This window comes from Gordonia sp. LMA167, from assembly GCF_058130025.1.
In genome coordinates this window covers 2,180,539-2,197,561 of record NZ_CM176708.1, presented here as the reverse complement: position 1 = coordinate 2,197,561, position 17,023 = coordinate 2,180,539, and the positions used below count along the sequence as shown (strand labels likewise).

Here is a 17,023-nt window from a genome sequence, read left to right as displayed (position 1 = left end):
CACGGTCGGATAGCCCGCGCCTATGATCCGTGCGCCGGGGTGTCCGACGGTGCTGCCAGACCACGTCGGACCAGCACCTTGTCCCGTTCCGGGTTGGCGAAGACCAGAGCGATGACCGCGCACACAGACGCGACGATCCCGAGGATCTGGAACGACGTCGCATAGCCCGCCGCCGGGCTCGACGCATTGTCGACGATGACGCCGGTCGCATACGGCGCGACGAGCCCGCCGATCGCCATGATCGCCAGGAACACCCCGAGCGTGCCGGCGGTCTGGCGTGGCGGACAGATCTCCGAGATCGCCGCGTTGAACAGCGGGAATACGGTCGTGGCGAAGCCGTAACCCACCGACACCACCAGCACGGCCAGGCCCGGTGTGCCGATCGACGGCAGGAAGCTCAGCAGCACACCCGACACCAGAACGCCCACGGCCGGCACGATGACACGGACCTTGCGTGAGGTGGCGCCACGCGAGATGAGTCGGTCGCCGACGATGGAGGTCAGCAGCATCAACGCCAGCCCGGCGATCGACGGGAAGGCGAACATCGACCCGGCCTGCAGTCGGCTGTATCCCAGTCCCTTCTCGAAGTACGACGGCAGCCAGGTGAGCACGACGGTGACCATCGCGTACACGCTCATCACGAGGAGAGCGCCGCTGATGAACGTCCGCGAGGTGAAGATGCGGACCCACGGCACCGCCGGTTCGTCGGCGTCCGACAGGGCGGTCTGCTTCGCCTTCTTGGCTCCGGAGATGTACGGGCCATCGGTCCAGGTCGCGAGCCAGACCACGCACCACAGCAGGCCGGCGACCGCCAGGGCCACCAGTGCGGCACGCCACCCGAGGCTGACGCTGATCACCGCGAGCACGGGTGCGACGGCGATCTTCGCGATCGATGCCGCACCGGCCAGCAGTGCTCCGGGCAGCGCACGCTTCGCCGGCGGATGCCAGGAGTAGGCCGCTGTGTGCAGCAGCGCCGAGCTCGGACCTTCGGCGAGGCCTAGGAAGAGCCGGCTGACGATCAGCACCGCAAAGGCGGCGACCGCCACCAGCGGCAGCATCGCCACCGCCCAACACAACGCGAGCAGGACCAACGCCCACCGGAGCGTGAGCCAGCGATTGAGGGCGCCGGCGAAGAAGCCGCCGATCGTGAAGGTCAGGAAGAACAGGCTGCCGACCAGGCCGATCTGCGATGACCGCAGGCCGAGCTCGTCGGCCAGCGGTTGAGCGATGATGCCGAGGACGGCCTTGTCGGCGTAGTTGACGACGTAGAGGGCCACGAGCAGCGAGGTCAGACCCCAGGCGCGGCCTCGGCCGGCCACTGCGGGAACGGGAGCGTGGCTCACCGCCAGGTCTCTGCTGGTCGTGTCCTGATCTGTTCTGCTGGTCGGCATGGGCAGCTCCTTCGGATAACCGGGGGATGAGCGGTGACACGAGACGGTGACACGAGACATGGGATGGACCGTCTCGTCACGAGTGGCTGACGTGGTGTGCATCACATCCGACTCGATTGAAGCGTCTCGTCGTGATCACGAGCAATGTCCGTTCCGTGAATCGTGAGACTGCGATTGCCTATGGGACGGCGCAGCAGGCGATGTAACACGTCACAACCACGCATCATTGGCTGCCGCTAAGGATGCGTTAGTCGATCGCGTCGTTCCACCCACACCCGTCGACGGGGCATGCTGAGGGGGTTCACCGGCGCGCCCACCCACGGGCGCGTCCGCCGCGATGCCATACGAAGAGAAGAGGTCACGATGGCCCGCCTCGCGCAGACCCTCGGTCTCACCGAGATCCAGACCGAGATCCTGGCGAATGTCCGACAGTTCGTGGACAAGCAGATCATCCCGAACGCCCAGGAACTCGAGCACGCCGACACCTACCCGACCGAGATCGTCGACGGCATGCGGGAGATGGGGTTGTTCGGTCTGATGATCCCCGAGGAGTACGGGGGCCTCGGCGAATCGCTGCTGACCTATGCGCTCTGCGTGGAGGAACTCGCCCGCGGCTGGATGAGCGTGTCCGGGGTCATCAACACCCACTTCATCGTCGCCTACATGCTGCGCCAACACGGCACCGACGAGCAGAAACAGCATTTCCTGCCGCGCATGGCCACCGGCGAGGTACGCGGCGCCTTCTCCATGAGCGAGCCCGAACTCGGCTCCGACGTCGCCGCGATCAAGACGACCGCCAAACGGACGGCCGACGGCGACTACACCATCAACGGCGCCAAGATGTGGCTGACGAACGGTGCGAGCTCGACACTGGTGGCCGCGCTCGTCCGTACCGAGGAGGGCCAGGACAAACCCCACAAGAACCTGACGACGTTCCTGATCGAGAAGCCGGCCGGCTTCGGTGAGGTCGTCGACGGCATCACCATCCCCGGGAAGATCGACAAGATGGGTTACAAGGGCATCGACACCACCGAACTGATCTTCGACGGCTACCGTGCGGCCGCCGACGACATCCTGGGCGGCGCGCCCGGTCGGGGCTTCGGCCAGATGATGGACGGTGTCGAGGTGGGACGGGTCAACGTCTCCGCACGCGCCTGCGGTGTCGCACAACGCGCGTTCGAGCTGGCCATGCGCTATGCCCAGCAGCGCAGCACTTTCGGCAAGCCGATCGCCGAACACCAGGCCATCGCCTTCAGCCTCGCCGAGATGGCCACCAAGGTGGAGGCCGCACACCTGATGATGGTGAATGCCGCGCGGCTCAAGGACTCCGGCGAACGCAACGATGTTGCCGCAGGAATGTCGAAGTACCTATGCAGCGAATACTGCGCCGAGGTCACCCAGGCCAGCTTCCGCATTCACGGCGGTTACGGCTACTCCAAGGAGTTCGAGATCGAACGACTCATGCGCGAGGCGCCGTTCCTTCTCATCGGCGAGGGCACCAGCGAAATCCAGAAACAGATCATCAGCAAAGGACTCCTGCGGGAGTATCGGGAGAAGTGACCGGCGAGTCCGGTACGACATCGAGCCGACTGAACCGCATCATCACTCCCAAGGGGGAAAGCCATGCAGCGCACCGTGTTCACCGATGATCACGACGCCTTTCGCAAGACCATCCGTGATTTCATCGCCAAGGAGGTCGTGCCGCAGTACCACGACTGGGAGAAGCAGGGACATCCGCCGCGCGAGTTCTACAACCGGTTGGGCGATCTGGGCGTGCTCGGCATCGAGGCACCCGAAGAGTACGGCGGCGGCGGTGCGCACGACTTCACCTATTCGATGGTGATCGCCGAGGAGACGTCGGCGGCCGGCGTGACGTTCGGCAGCTATTCGGTGCACTCCAATCTGATCCTCCCCTACCTGCTCGAGTACGGAACCGACGACCAGAAGCAGCGCTGGCTGCCCGGGTTCTGTTCCGGCGACATCATGTTCGCGATCGCGATGACCGAACCGGGCACCGGGTCGGACCTCGCGAACATCTCGACCACCGCGAAACTGTCCGAGGACGGCAGCCATTACGTCCTCGACGGTGCGAAGACGTTCATCACCGGCGGGGCGCTTGCCGATCGCGTCCTCGTGGTGTGCCGGACCTCGCCGTTCGATGCCGACAACCGCCGTTCCGGTCTGTCGATCCTCGTCGTCGACACCGCATCCGAGGGATTTGCTGTCGGGCGCAAGCTGGAGAAGATAGGTCTCAAGGCCTCCGACACCGCGGAGCTCTCGTTCAGTTCGGTGCAGGTCCCCGTCGAGGACCGGCTCGGTGAGGAAGGCGCGGGCTTCAGCTACCTCACCCACAATCTCGCGCAGGAACGCCTGACCATCGCGATCGGCGCGTCCGCCACCGCGGCCGCCGCCGTGCAGCATGCGCTGGATTACACCCGCGAGCGCGACGTCTTCGGCAAACCGGTGGCGTCGTTCCAGAACACCAAGTTCGTGCTCGCCGAATGCTCGTCCGATGTCGAGGCGATCCGGCAGTTCGTCGACCGCGCCTTGGAACTGCACAACGCTGGTGAGCTCAGCGTCCCGGACGCCGCTCGCGTCAAGCTGTTCGCCACCGAGACCGCGGGGCGGGTCATCGACAAATGTCTGCAACTGCACGGCGGCTACGGCTACATCACCGAGTACCCGATCGCCCGGCTCTACGCCGACACCCGGGTCTCCCGCATCTACGGCGGCACCAACGAGGTGATGAAGACGATCATCGCGAAGGACCTCGGGCTGTGACCGACTAGGCTCGACGGCGTGTCTGTCTACGAGCACGGATTCGCCCGAGTCACCGGAGCCGTCCCTGTCGTCTCCATCGCCGACCCGGCGGTCAACACCCGGCGGACGATCGAACTGTTGCGGTCGGCGGCCGATGGTGGTGCGGCCCTGGTCGTATTCCCTGAGTTGGGATTGTGCGGCTACAGCATCGACGACCTGGTGCAGCAGGACGCCGTCCTCGACGCCTGTCTGAACGGGCTGGCGGAGGTCGTCGACGCGAGCCGGGGCCTGCGCCCGCTGGTCGCCGTGGGTGTGCCGCTGGTCGTGGGCGACGGCTTGTACAACTGCGCGGCGGTGGTCCACGACGGTGAGATCCTGGGCGTGGTCCCGAAGTCGTATCTGCCCAACTACCGGGAGTTCTACGAGCAGCGGTACTTCGCCGCCGCCCGAGACGCGGCGGTGAGCACGGCGACGGTGCTGGGTCGTGAGGTCCCGTTCGGTGCCGACCTCATTTTCGAGGCCGTCGACCTGCCCGGGTTCGCCGTCCATGTGGAGATCTGCGAGGACGGCTGGGTTCCGATCCCACCGAGTACATGGGCGTCCCTCGCCGGGGCCACCGTGCTGGCCAACCTGTCCGGCAGCCCGGTGACCGTCGGCAAGGAGTCGTACCGGAAGTCGCTGTGCACCAGCCACTCCGCGCGGTGCGTGGCCGCGCATGTGTATGTGGCGGCCGGCTTCGGCGAATCCACCACCGACCTCTCGTGGGACGGTGACGCACTGATCACCGAGAACGGGACTCTGCTGGCCCGCTCGGAGCAGTTCGCGATGTCCGAGCAGATGATCACCGCCGACATCGACCTGGATCGGCTCCGGCAGGAGCGGATGCGGATGATCAGCCTGCGCGATCAGGTGGGCGACTTCGCAGCCGACCTGAAACCGTTGCGGCGCATCCGTTTCGAACTCGGATCGATCACGGCCGTCGAGGACACGCTGCATCGCGAGGTACCACGCTTCCCGTTCGTCCCGGCCGACGCCGCCGACCGCGACTTCCGGTGCCGGGAGGTCGGCAACATCCAGGTGCAGGGTCTCGCCGCACGGTTGCGATCCACCGGTATCGAGAAGATCGTCATCGGCGTGTCGGGCGGGCTGGATTCGACGCTGGCACTGCTGGTCGCGGTCGACACGTTCGACCGGCTCGGCCTGCCGCGGAAGAACATCCTGGCCTACACGATGCCCGGATTCGCCACCGGTTCGGCGACGCTGCGTCGCGCCCACGTGCTGATGGACTCGCTGGGTGTCTCGGGAACCGAACTCGACATCCGGCCGTCGTGTGAGCAGATGCTGGCCGACCTGGATCATCCGTACGCCCGCGGCGAGAAGGTCTACGACGTCACCTTCGAGAACGTGCAGGCCGGCGAACGCACCTCACATCTGTTCCGATTGGCCAACCACCACGGCGCGATCGTGCTCGGCACCGGTGACCTCTCGGAGCTGGCATTGGGCTGGTGCACCTACGGCGTGGGCGATCAGATGTCGCACTACAACGTGAACTCGTCGGTGCCCAAAACCCTGATCCAGCACCTCATCCGGTGGATGATCACCACCAGCGCGTACTCGCAGGAGACGACGGACACCCTGGCCGAGATCCTGGACGATGTGATCACCCCCGAGCTGGTGCCCGCCGGCGACGACGGCGAGGTGCAGAGCACGGAAGGTACCGTCGGCCCCTACGAGTTGCACGACTTCTTCCTCTACTACCTCACCCGCTACGGCTACCGTCCCGCCAAGATCGCCTACCTCGCCTCGCAGGCATGGGGCGACCGGGAACGCGGCCCCTGGTCGGACATGATCGTGACCCAGCGGCGCAACGAATACGACCCGGACACCATCGAACGCTGGCTACGCGTCTTCCTCAAACGATTCATGGCCAACCAGTTCAAGCGCACCGCAATGCCCAACGGCCCCAAGATCGGTTCCGGCGGCTCCCTGTCCCCCCGAGGCGACTGGCGCAGCCCGAGCGACGCGAGCAGCCAAGCCTGGCTCGAGAACTGGTGACGCTGGCGCCCACCTCAGCAACCGCAACAACGGGGCGAGCCAACCTCACCAACCGGCAACAACGGGCGGCCCACCTCACCAACCGACAACAACGGGCGGCCCACCTCACCAACCGACAACAACGGGCGGCCCACCTCACCAACCGACAACAACGGGCGAGCCAACCTCACCAACCGACAACAACGGGCGGCCCACCTCACCAACCGACAACAACGGGCGAGCCAACCTCACCAACCTGCAACACGGAGGCCGAGAGAACCCGGAATTTCGTCGAGAGAACCCAGCCTCTCCACCAAACCGATTCTCTCGCTGTAACTCTGGGTTCTCTCGGCGAAATTCCGGGTTCTCTCGGCGCGATGCAACTCGCACGATCCAACTCGGCACGATCCAACTCGGCGCGACGCAACTCGGCACGATGCAACTCACCCCCAGCCCGCCGGGTTCTCTCGCCCTCCGTGCCGGGCGCGTTGGCAAGGCCGGTGCGGTTTATATTCGAGGGGGCCTGGAGATCAGTCGCACCGCTCCAGCAACTGCTTGAGCTGGTCGTCGAAGGCGTGGGCGATCGACCACACGTCTGGGGCGTGGTCGGTGCAGGCGAGGACGCCGACGTTGAGATTGCCGTCGGCGGAGAACACGGTGATGTTGAGGCCGAGGCCGTGGAAGATCGGACCCAGCGGATACACACCGGTGACGCGTGATCCGAGGAAGTAGAGCGGGAAGTCGGGTCCGGCGACGTTGGACACCAGCACGTTGAACACCGGCGGATGTGCCAGTGCCAGTTTGCGACTGCCGTAGAGCTTCATCAGCGTCGACATGGTGGTGCCAGGCGCGAACTGCGCCCACGCCCGCAGGATGTTCGCGTCGATGTCGCCGTGATGGTCCTTCGAGGTGCGTGCCTGTGCCGCCGCCTGCTCGAGCCGTTCGACCGGGTCGTCGAGATCTGATGGGAGCAGGGTGAACATGCCGGTGACCTTGTTGGTACCGCCGGTGACCAACGAGCTCTCGTCGGCGCCGTGCACCGACACCGGCACCATCGCGACCAGCGGTTGCTCCGGCAGTTCACCGTGCTTCTCGAAGTAGGCACGCAGGGCGCCACCGGTGATGGCCAGCACGACGTCGTTGATCTTGACGCCGAATTTGTTCTTCACCCGCTTGACGTCGTCGATGGACAGCTGGGTCATCGCCAGCGATCGATGCGGTGTGATGGGCGCATTGAACCGGGTGCGCGGGGCCTGGAACGGCAGGGGCATCGCAGTTTTCGACCGGCTGCGACGGAACCAGCCGATCGGCACGCCGACAGTGCCGGGGATGAGTTTCGCCATCGCGATCGGCCGCTGGACGAAATAGTTGACCGCACCGGTGACCGCCATGGCGGTCCGCGACGCCGGGCCCGCGGTCTCGGTCACCTTGTCGCGATCGAGATCGGGCGATTCCGGCGTGAGAGTGCACAGTTGCGCCAGCATCTCCGCACTGGTGACGCCGTCCACACCGGCGTGGTGCATGCGCAGCATGGCCGCAACCTTGCCGTCCGCGAGCCCTTCGAGGACCCACAGCTCCCACAACGGCTTCCCGCGGTCGAGCGTCTGCCCGGCCAGGTGGCCACACAGTTCGGCCAGCTCGGTCTGCCCGCCCGGCGCCGGTACCGCGACGCGGTGCACGTGCCGCTCGATGTCGAAGTCCTCGTCCTCGATCCACACCGGATGGTCGATGTTCAACAGCGAATTGTCCAATTTGCGACGGAAATTCGGCATTCCGGCGATCCGGCGCTCGAGTTCGTCGCGCATCTTGGTGAAGCTGTATCCGCCCGGCATCGTGGTCGGATCGATCTCGATGAGACCGATCACGTGCATGAGCTGCGACCTCGTCTCGAGATAGAGAAACGAGGCGTCGAGCCCACTCAGACGTTGCATTGCACCCAACCACCCTCACTCGACCGACGGCGCGACCACGACCGGCGCACCGGCGTCGTCCCTCCAGATGACGCGACGACCACCCCGGCCAATGATGCCGGAAGATCAGGCCATCTGGGCGAAGTTTCGCTGTAGGTTAATGCCATGGATCACCATGAGAAGGTTGACCGCAAGGATGTCGCCGACATCCCGGTCAGTGCGAATCCGCTCTTCACGCGCCCCGGTGAAGCAACCGAGTTCCCTCGGTTCGCGCTTCCGCAGCATCCATCCCTGCCCGAGACCGCCTACCAGATCGTGCACGACGAGTCGATGCTCGACGGCAATGCCCGGCAGAACCTGGCCACGTTCGTGGGCACCTGGATGGACGAGCATGCCAATCGGCTCTACGTCGAGTCCGCCGACAAGAACATGATCGACAAGGACGAGTACCCACAGACGGCTGCGATCGAAACACGTTGCTGGACAATCCTGGCCGATCTCTGGAACGCACCGGACCCCACCCGGACCGTCGGTACATCGACCATCGGGTCGTCAGAAGCGGCCATGCTCGGCGGTCTCGCCCTCAAACGACGCTGGGCCGAGCGGCGTAAGGCCGAGGGCAAGCCCGTCGGGACGCCGAACCTGATCATGTCGTCTGCGGTTCAGGTGTGCTGGGAGAAGTTCTGCAACTATTTCGAGGTCGAGGCCCGCTACGTGCCGATCACCGACGAACACCCCGTCCTCGACGGCCACGATCTCGCGTCCTATGTGGACGAGAACACGATCGGGGTCGTCCCGATCATGGGCGTCACCTACACCGGCGCCTACGAACCGGTCGCGAAGATCGCGGCGGCGCTCGACGAGATCGAGAAGAACACCGGACTCGACATCCCGATCCACGTCGACGGTGCGTCCGGCGGCGCCGTCGCCCCCTTCCTGCAACCGGACCTGGTGTGGGACTTCCGGCTCGAACGGGTCGCGTCGATCAACATGTCCGGACACAAGTACGGGTTGGTCTATCCGGGGATCGGCTGGGTCGTGTGGCGCGAGGAGTCGCTGCTTCCGGAGAGCCTGGTGTTCCGCGTCAGCTATCTCGGTGGCAACATGCCCACCCTGGCGTTGAACTTCTCCCGGCCGGGTTCCCAGGTGCTGCTGCAGTACTACCAGTTCCTGCGTCTCGGATTCGAGGGCTATCGCGAGGTGCAACAGAATTGCCAGGACGTCGCATTGCACCTGTCGTCGGCGATCGGCGCGATGGACCAATTCGTGCTGCGCAGCGACGGCTCCGACATCCCGGTGTTCGCATGGCAACTCGCCCCCGGACACACCGAGAACTGGAACCTCGATCACCTGTCGGCCCAGCTACGCGAGCGCGGCTGGCTGGTGCCCGCCTACCCGTTGCCCGACAACCTCTCCGACCAGCGGGTGCAGCGAATCGTGGTGCGCAACGGGCTGTCCCACGACCTCGCGGAGATCCTGTTGCGCGATCTGCGGGCGTCGGTCGAGTACCTCGACAGTCTGGATACGCCGATGCCCACGCCCCACGCGACGAGCGGATTCCGCCACTGAACCCATCCCACACTAGAACAGGTTCTAGTAGGCTCATCTCACGATGAGCACCTTCACCCACGCCGAGCTCGACGATGCCTTCGGCGCGTTCCAGACCACCGTCGCCGAGGTCGCCCTCAGCCGCGACTGGGACCGTTTCGCCGATCTGTTCACCGAGGATGCCGAGTACATCGAGCATGCACTGGGCACCATGTCCGGCCGAGAGGAGATCCGCAGCTGGATCTGGAAGACGATGACCGCCTTCCCCGGCAGCCATATGACGGGGTTTCCATCCCTCTGGCATGTGGTCGACGCCGCGACTGCCCGCGTCATCTGTGAGGTCGACAACCCCATGCGCGACCCCGGCGACGGGACCCACGTCACCGCGACCAACATCACGATCCTGACCTATGCCGGCAACGGCCTCTGGCGTCGGGAAGAGGACGTCTACAACCCATTGGAGTTCGGGCAGGCGGCGATGAAGTGGTGCGAGAAGGCCGCCGAACTCGGTACCCTTGACCCGGATGCGGCCCGGTGGATGGAGACCATCGGTGCAATGTTCGCCCGGCGCAGCTGAGATACGCGGGTGATTCGGCGGTGACAACGGCTGCGAATCGGCTGTGAATCCGCGTCGGAGAATGCGACAAACGGCGCCGATCGGCGATGATCGAACGGCGCGGCGTCGAATCGGCCGATGACGGCCGATCGTGACCGACGTCATGCGAGGCGGACGTAACGCCACGTACGCGTGGTTACGATTGCGTAGGTATGGACTTGGTCGACCTGGCCTGGTGACGTACCCTGGACGACTGATCATTGTGTCGGTCGGCGCCGAGACAAGACATACATCAGATGCGGACCCCCACCCGTTCGGAGGAAATTAATGGCACGCGAGCTGACTCAGCTTGAGCTCCTCAAGGAGCTGTCGCCGGTCGCCGAGGAGAACGTCAATCGGCACCTGAAGATCGCCAAGAACTGGAACCCGCACGACTACGTCCCGTGGGACGAGGGCCGCAATTACGCAGCACTCGGCGGCGTGGACTACGACCCCGAGCAGTCGCAGCTCGGCGAGGTCGCCAAGGCCGCGATGATCACCAACCTCCTCACCGAGGACAACCTGCCGTCATACCACCGGGTCATCGCCGACAACTTCTCGATGGACTCCGCGTGGGGCCACTGGGTCGGCCGGTGGACCGCCGAGGAGAACCGCCACGGCATCGTGATGCGCGACTACCTCGTCGTCACCCGTGGCGTCGACCCGGTCGCCCTCGAAGAGGCCCGGATGATCCACATGACCAACGGCTACGACCCGATGCTGGCCGCCGCCGGACGCGCCGATGAACTCGAGGAATACGCCGACGAGTTGGGCCTGCTGCACTCCGTCGCCTACGTGACGTTCCAGGAGCTGGCGACCCGGGTCAGCCATCGCAACACCGGCAAGGCCTGCGACGATCCGATCGCCGACCGGATGCTGCAGCGCATCGCCGCCGACGAGAACCTGCACATGATCTTCTACCGCAACATCTGCGGTGCGGGCATGGACATCTCCCCCGACCAGACGCTGCGCGCCGTCACCGACATCGTCACCAACTTCCAGATGCCCGGTGCCGGCATGCCCAACTTCCGCCGCAACGGCGTGTTGATGGCCAAGCACGGCATCTACGACCTGCGCCAGCATCTCGAGGACGTCGTCATGCCCGTGCTGCGGAAATGGAACGTCTTCGAACGCGACGACTTCAGCGCCGAGGGCGAGAAGACCCGCGAGGAGCTCGCCGCATTCCTCGAGCAGCTCGAGAAGGACACCATCCGCTTCGAAGAGATGCGCGACCGCTCACTCGCCCGCGAAGCCAAGAAACGGGAGCGGCAGGCATCCTGAGCACGACACTGGACTCGACGCGACCGGCGCCCTCAGCTTCAACCGAGGGCGCCGGTTCGCTGCTGTCCGCACAACCCGCACTGCGCATCGGATCCATCGACCTCGCCAGCCCGGTGGTGCTCGCGCCGATGGCCGGGGTCACCAACGTCGCGTTCCGCACGTTGTGCCGCGAGCTCGAGCTCGAGCGGACCGGCACGGTGTCCGGACTGTACGTCTGCGAGATGGTCACCGCCCGCGCTCTCGTCGAGCGCCATCCGGTGACCATGCACATGACCACCTTCGGGCCGGACGAGAACCCGCGGTCGATGCAGCTGTACACGGTCGATCCGGAGAACACCTACGCGGCGGCCAAGATGATCGTCGACGAAGATCTCGCCGACCACATCGACATGAACTTCGGCTGCCCGGTACCCAAGGTGACCCGCAAGGGGGGCGGATCGGCGATTCCGTACAAGCGCAAGTTGTTCCAGCGCATCGTGGCCGCCGCGGTCCGCGCGACGGAGGGCACGTCGATCCCGGTCACGGTCAAGTTCCGGATCGGCATCGACGACGAGCACCACACGCATCTCGACGCGGGACGCATCGCCGCCGCGGAAGGCGCTCAGGCGGTCGCCCTGCACGCGCGCACCGCCTCCCAGCGCTACTCCGGGACGGCCGACTGGGATGAGATCGCCCGGCTCAAGGAGCATGTGACCGACGTCCCGGTGCTGGGCAACGGGGACATCTTCGAACCGTCCGACGCGATCGCGATGATGCGCCACACGGCCTGCGACGGCGTGGTCATCGGTCGCGGCTGCCTGGGACGGCCATGGCTGTTCGCCGAACTCGCCGCCGAACTCAACGGCCTCGACGCACCGCCCGCGCCCAACCTCGGTGAGGTGTCGAAGATCATCATTCGGCACGCGGAGCTGCTCTCCGCACATCACGGCGAGGACAAGGGCTGCCGGGAGATCCGCAAGCACGTCGCCTGGTACCTGCGGGGCTTCCCCGCAGGATCCGACCTGCGCAGTCGGATGGCGCTGGTCAAGACCGTCGATGAACTGCGCGAACTCGTCGCGACGTTGCCCGCCGACGCCGAGTTCCCCGCCGACGGCCACGGCCCGCGAGGGCGCCAGGGATCACCGGCCAAGGTCGCGCTGCCCGAGGGGTGGCTCGACGACCCGGACGAGGACATCGTCCCCGAGGGCGCCGAGGTCATGCATTCTGGCGGTTGACCTGGACAATTCGGGTCTGGCCGTGGTGGCTGAGACATGTTCTCAGGTGCAATCAGTACTATGACCCGAGGCTTCCGCATGGGCGGAGGCGATGTCATGGTGCGCCGCAGCAGCTCGACGCGGCGTTGAAGTAGTCGGGGTCAAGGGGAATTCCAGTTGAGTCGTAGGAGATCGGAACCGGACGAGCCGGCCGACGAAGGCAACAAGCCTCGTCGCAGTCGGCGCGCTGGGCGATCCGGCGGCACCAACGACTTCAAGGAGTTGTACGGGCAGGCACCCACGAACGAGGTGCCGGCGCATGGCGCACTGCACGAACCGCGGGCCACCGACCGTTATGTGCGCGGCCGCACCCGGCTCACGGTGCGCGAGCTCATGGAGCAGATGAACGCCGGCCCGGCGTCGCCGTCCCCCGCCGACCCCGCGGCATCGCAATCCCCCGCCACTCCGGCGGAGTCCGACCGTCCCGCGCCCCAGCCTCCGGCCGACGACGACCCCACGACGGTCCACCGGTTCGGCGATCTGGGCCAGTACCCCGGTGGGAACGACGTCACCCAGAAGATCCCCACGGTCCGAGCCGACGACCGTCCCACCGATCCCGACGTCGACCTGTCCGACGACGCGACGCGCCAACGGGTCACCGAGGAGTCACGCGGGCAGGGCAGCCGAATCCGGCCGCTCCAGCCCACCCCCGATCTCTCTGACACCATCCCGCCCCGATCGCGTCCGCTCCGCCATCCCGGCCCCGCAGAGCGTCGCCGCAACCTCGGCCGCAACGTCACCGTCACCGGACGAATCCTGGTCGCGGTCGCATGTGTGATGGCGCTGGTGGGCACCGGCTTCGTGTGGGGTTACCTGCAGTCGGTGAACGGCAACTGGAAGACCATCAACGCGGTCAATCCGGAAGACTCCAACATCCGCAAGAAGGATGCGCAGTACGGCGACGAGAACTACCTCATCGTCGGCACCGACACGCGAAGCGGCCAGAACGCCAATGTCGGTGCAGGTACCACCGACGACGCCGCCGGCGCCCGCTCGGACACGGTGATCCTGGTGAACATCCCGGCCAATCGCAGTCGCGTCGTCGCCGTCTCGTTTCCCCGCGACCTGCAGGTCGACAGGCCGCAGTGCCAGGAGTGGGACAACAGTGCCGGTACCTATGGTGCGGATCTGGAGCCGGCCACCGGCATCAAGCTGAACAGCGTCTACGCCGACGGCGGACCCAAGTGTCTGGTCAGCGTGATCACCCAGATGAGCGGCCTGAACATCAACCACTTCATCGCGATGGACTTCTACGGTTTCGAGAAGGTGGTCCGCGCTGTCGGCGGAGTCCAGGTCTGTTCGACGGCACCGCTCTATGACTACGAACTCGGCCAGATCCTGCGTAAACCCGGCACTCAGAAGCTCACCGGCCGTCGCGCACTGAACTACGTCCGTGCTCGCAACATCGCGTCGGAGGGCAACGGGGACTACGGGCGCATCAAACGGCAGCAGTTGTTCATGTCGTCGCTGCTGCGGTCGACGTTGTCGGGCAACGTGCTGTCCAGCCCGAACAAACTCAACAGCATCGTCAACACCTTCATCCAGTACAGCTATGTCGACGGTGTCGACACGCAGTCGCTGCTGAAGCTTGCCGAATCGATGCAGGGAATCGAGGCGGGACGTGTCACGTTCCTCACGATCCCGACGTCGGGGACGACCACCGACGGGCTCAACAACGAGATCCCGCGCACCGACGACATCAATGCGATCTTCAACGCGATCATCGATGACCAGCCGCTGCCCGGTGAGCAGGCCAAGAAGAAGCCGTCGACGTCGAGCAGCACAAAGGCATCGAGCACGTCGACCACGACGACCAGCGACCCCGCCCCGACCCGCCTGTCCGCCACCGCGCAGAGTCCCGAAAACGTCGGGGTTCGCGTCCTCAACGGCACCGGACGGACGGGAGCGGCCGGCGACACGTCCGATCAGCTGGTGTCGATGGGCTTCGATGTGCGCGGTGTCGCCGATGCGTCGGAGAACCGTACGGACACCGTCATCCGCTACGGCGGTGGCGAGGAGGATTCGGCGGCCACACTGGCCACGATGTTCCCCGGCGCGTCGATTCAGCTCGACCGAACGGTGAAGTCGGGAGTCGAGGTCATCCTCGGGTCCGACTACGACGGATCTGTGGGTCAGCCGCCAGCGACCGGACGCACGATCTCCGTCCAGCAGCTGCCCCCGGCGTCCAACTCGTCGAGCCTGCCGAACGACCTCGCGGTGACCAACGCGGGCGACACCACCTGCCGCTGACCTGCGCATTCCCGCCGAACACAGCGATGCACCGCGCGTTCACGGGGAGTTCACCGTGCCGAACCCGGGGAACATCAGCGGACCGATTAGGCTGGAGACCATGCGTACCGCCTACCATGAGCAGCTCGAGGCGCTCAATTCGACCCTCGGTGAGATGTGCGATCTCGCCGGTGCCGCGATGGCACGTGCCACGCAGGCACTCCTGCAGGCCGATCTGTCCGTCGCCGAAGAAGTCATCACCGACGCCGACCGGATGAACGAGCTGTCCGCACGCGCGGAGGAGCAGGCGTTCGCGCTGCTCGCCCTGCAGGCACCCGTCGCCGGCGACCTGCGCAGCATCGTCAGTGGATTCCAGATCGTGGCCGATGTGGACCGCATGGGTGCGCTGGCCCTGCATGTGGCGAAGGTCGCGCGCCGTCGCCATCCCGCGAAGGCGTTGCCCGAAGAGGTCAACGGCTACTTCGCCGAGATGGGCCGGCTGGCCGTCAAGCTCGCCGACACCGCGCGCGAGGTGCTGACGACGCAGAACCCCCGGGACGCCATCCGGCTACAAGAGGATGACGATGCCATGGACGACCTGCACCGGCACCTGTTCACGGTCCTGATGGATCGCGAGTGGAGTCATGGCGTCGCCGCCGCGGTCGACATCACCCTGCTCGGCCGCTACTACGAGCGATTCGCCGATCACGCCGTCCTCATCGGGCGCCGGGTGGTGTTCCAGGCAACCGGTAAGACCCCGGAGCAGTACCTCGAGGTGTCCTGACACCTCGTTCGACGCGATCCCGCGCCCGGAGCGTGCGACATCCCAGCCCGATGTCACACGCTCCGGGCGCGGTTTCTTGCTGGGGCTGCGCGTGTGATCGTCCGTACGCCGTGGTATGGCTGCGACCCAGGCCGCGTCAGCGGACGGTGTGAGATGGTCCTCACCTGAGGCCCCGATCGATTTCTCCGGGCACGTGCGGGCCCGTTAGGGTTCTGACATGGCTCAGCACCCTCCGGCGGAATCCGACTTCCGCATGGTCACCGACGACGAGCAGGCCGCCGCCCACCGGCGCCAGATCCTTCTCTACGCGGGCATCACGCTGTCGCTCATCGCGTTGCTGATCGTTCTCCTGCTGAGCAGTATCTGACCCCGAAAACGACTCCGCGCCACCACCGAACGTGTCGGTGATGGCGCGGCTGCGTGGTCTCGTGCTCAGCCGAAGCGGCCCGAGATATAGTCCTCGGTCTCCCGCTTCGTCGGGTTGGAGAAGATCGTCTCGGTGTCGTTGATCTCCACCAGCTGACCGGGTTGGCCGACACCCTCGAGGTTGAAGAACGCGGTCTGATCGCTCACGCGCGCGGCCTGCTGCATGTTGTGGGTGACGATGACGATGGTGTAGTCCTTCTTCAGCTCGCCCATCAGGTCCTCGATCGCCAGCGTCGAGATCGGGTCGAGTGCCGAGCAGGGCTCGTCCATCAGCAGTACGTCCGGGGACACCGCGATGGCGCGGGCGATGCACAGCCGCTGCTGTTGGCCGCCGGACAGGCCGCCACCGGGCTTGTCGAGACGGTCCTTGACCTCTTCCCACAGGTTCGCGCCCCGGAGGCTGCGTTCGCAGACCTCGTTGAGCTGCGCCTTGTTGCGGATACCCTGCAGTTTGAGGCCGGCCACCACGTTGTCGCGGATCGACATGGTGGGGAACGGATTCGGGCGCTGGAACACCATGCCGATGGTGGTCCGCACCGCGGTCGGGTTGATGCCCTTGGCGTAGATGTCCTCACCGTCGAGCAGCACACTGCCGACCGCGTAGGCGCCGGGGATCTCCTCGTGCATCCGGTTCAGGGTGCGCAGCACCGTCGATTTGCCGCAGCCCGACGGGCCGATGAAGGCGGTGATGCTGCGGGGCGGGACCGAGAGGGTGACGTCCTTGACCGCATGGAACTTGCTGTAATAGACGTTCAGATCTTTGATGTCGAGGCGCTTGGCCATGTCGATGCCTTCTTGGTGTCGTGCGTGAT

The 17,023-nt window shown here is 65.7% G+C and carries 13 protein-coding genes; 10 read left to right on the top strand and 3 right to left on the bottom strand.

Annotated elements, in window-relative coordinates:
- Window positions 1-20 precede the first annotated feature (20 nt).
- The gene (locus ACVT6V_RS09880) at window positions 21-1,391 is read right to left on the bottom strand and encodes an MFS transporter (protein WP_489899630.1); all 1,371 of its coding nucleotides are present in this window, start codon (window positions 1,389-1,391) and stop codon (window positions 21-23) included.
- Between the two features lie 363 nt (window positions 1,392-1,754).
- Here ACVT6V_RS09880 and ACVT6V_RS09875 point away from each other — a divergent pair, with 363 nt between their 5' ends.
- The 3 genes from ACVT6V_RS09875 to ACVT6V_RS09865 all read left to right on the top strand — a co-directional run bounded on the left by ACVT6V_RS09875 (window position 1,755) and on the right by ACVT6V_RS09865 (window position 6,206).
- Entirely contained in the window at window positions 1,755-2,951 is a 1,197-nt protein-coding gene (locus ACVT6V_RS09875; protein WP_489899629.1) for an acyl-CoA dehydrogenase family protein, read from the top strand.
- A gap of 63 nt (window positions 2,952-3,014) precedes the next feature.
- Entirely contained in the window at window positions 3,015-4,172 is a 1,158-nt protein-coding gene (locus ACVT6V_RS09870) for an acyl-CoA dehydrogenase family protein (protein ID WP_489899628.1), read from the top strand.
- Between the two features lie 18 nt (window positions 4,173-4,190).
- The gene (locus tag ACVT6V_RS09865; RefSeq protein ID WP_489899627.1) at window positions 4,191-6,206 is read left to right on the top strand and encodes an NAD(+) synthase; all 2,016 of its coding nucleotides are present in this window, start codon (window positions 4,191-4,193) and stop codon (window positions 6,204-6,206) included.
- 509 nt (window positions 6,207-6,715) lie between these two features.
- Here ACVT6V_RS09865 and ACVT6V_RS09860 read toward each other — a convergent pair.
- Entirely contained in the window at window positions 6,716-8,116 is a 1,401-nt protein-coding gene (locus ACVT6V_RS09860; RefSeq protein WP_489899626.1) for a WS/DGAT/MGAT family O-acyltransferase, read from the bottom strand.
- A gap of 144 nt (window positions 8,117-8,260) precedes the next feature.
- Here ACVT6V_RS09860 and gad point away from each other — a divergent pair, with 144 nt between their 5' ends.
- The 7 genes from gad to ACVT6V_RS09825 all read left to right on the top strand — a co-directional run bounded on the left by gad (window position 8,261) and on the right by ACVT6V_RS09825 (window position 16,152).
- Complete coding sequence (gad, locus tag ACVT6V_RS09855; RefSeq protein WP_489899625.1) at window positions 8,261-9,664, top strand: glutamate decarboxylase; 1,404 nt, start codon at window positions 8,261-8,263, stop codon at window positions 9,662-9,664.
- A 43-nt stretch (window positions 9,665-9,707) separates the two neighbouring features.
- Window positions 9,708-10,220, top strand: coding sequence for a nuclear transport factor 2 family protein (locus ACVT6V_RS09850; protein WP_489899624.1), 513 nt, complete (start codon window positions 9,708-9,710; stop codon window positions 10,218-10,220).
- A 306-nt stretch (window positions 10,221-10,526) separates the two neighbouring features.
- A complete protein-coding gene (locus ACVT6V_RS09845; RefSeq protein WP_489899623.1) occupies window positions 10,527-11,519 on the top strand; it encodes an acyl-ACP desaturase in 993 nt (330 codons plus the stop codon).
- A gap of 128 nt (window positions 11,520-11,647) precedes the next feature.
- Entirely contained in the window at window positions 11,648-12,733 is a 1,086-nt protein-coding gene (gene dusB / locus ACVT6V_RS09840; protein WP_489899622.1) for a tRNA dihydrouridine synthase DusB, read from the top strand.
- 156 nt (window positions 12,734-12,889) lie between these two features.
- Window positions 12,890-15,022, top strand: coding sequence for an LCP family protein (locus tag ACVT6V_RS09835; RefSeq protein WP_489899621.1), 2,133 nt, complete (start codon window positions 12,890-12,892; stop codon window positions 15,020-15,022).
- Window positions 15,023-15,122: 100 nt separating this feature from the next.
- Complete coding sequence (phoU, locus tag ACVT6V_RS09830; protein WP_489899620.1) at window positions 15,123-15,785, top strand: phosphate signaling complex protein PhoU; 663 nt, start codon at window positions 15,123-15,125, stop codon at window positions 15,783-15,785.
- A gap of 217 nt (window positions 15,786-16,002) precedes the next feature.
- Entirely contained in the window at window positions 16,003-16,152 is a 150-nt protein-coding gene (locus tag ACVT6V_RS09825; protein WP_489899619.1) for a hypothetical protein, read from the top strand.
- Between the two features lie 65 nt (window positions 16,153-16,217).
- Here ACVT6V_RS09825 and pstB read toward each other — a convergent pair whose 3' ends face one another.
- Window positions 16,218-16,994, bottom strand: coding sequence for a phosphate ABC transporter ATP-binding protein PstB (pstB, locus tag ACVT6V_RS09820; RefSeq protein WP_489899618.1), 777 nt, complete (start codon window positions 16,992-16,994; stop codon window positions 16,218-16,220).
- Window positions 16,995-17,023 lie beyond the last annotated feature (29 nt).